1 protein-coding gene is annotated in these 673 nt (G+C 65.8%); it reads right to left on the reverse strand.

What is annotated here, in order from left to right:
• Positions 1 to 673, reverse strand: a 673-nt coding sequence (locus SCA01S_RS21580) for an IS3 family transposase (protein ID WP_157089093.1), incomplete at both ends; no start/stop codon positions are given.

A 673-nucleotide genomic window follows, 5' to 3' on the forward strand; every position in this document is an offset into this window, starting at 1 on the left:
ACCGACGCTGCCAACCGATGGCACGAGGTTGGCTTCGGCCAGGCGCTGGGTGTAGTTCATGGCAAGGTATTGAACGCCCCTGTCGCTATGGTGGATCAGGCCATCTTCCGGCCCCGGCCTGCGGCCATGGATCGCCTGCTCCAAGGCATCCAGAACAAAGCCGGCGGTGGCCGACGTGCTGACCTTCCAGCCCACGATCCGGCGGGCATAGGCGTCGATCACGAAGGCCACATAGACGAAACCGGCCCAAGTGTGCACGTAGGTAAAATCGACCACCCACAATGCGTTGGGCCGTTCAACGCGGAACTCACGGTTGACCTTGTCCAGCGGGCACGGGGCTTTCGGATTGCTGACCGTGGTGGTCGTCGTCTTGCCGCGCCGAACGCCCGCCAGCCCCATGGCGGCCATCAGGCGCTCCACGGTGCACCGGGCAACAGCCACGCCATCGCGCAGCAACTGGCGCCAGACCTTGCGCGCGCCGTAGAGCCCGGAACTGGCCTCGTGGACGCGCTTGATCTGCGCCTTGATCTCGTCATCACGGCGGGCACGCGCGGGGCGCCTGCCGGGATCGGCCAGGCGCCGGGCATGTTCATGGTAGGAGGACGGGGCGATTACCAGTTCACGGCAGATCGGCTCGATACCCAGATCCTCGCGATGGGCGTCGATGAACGCC

The organism is Novosphingobium capsulatum NBRC 12533 (assembly GCF_001598375.1).
In the GTDB taxonomy this organism is placed as follows: Bacteria; Pseudomonadota; Alphaproteobacteria; order Sphingomonadales; family Sphingomonadaceae; genus Novosphingobium; species Novosphingobium capsulatum.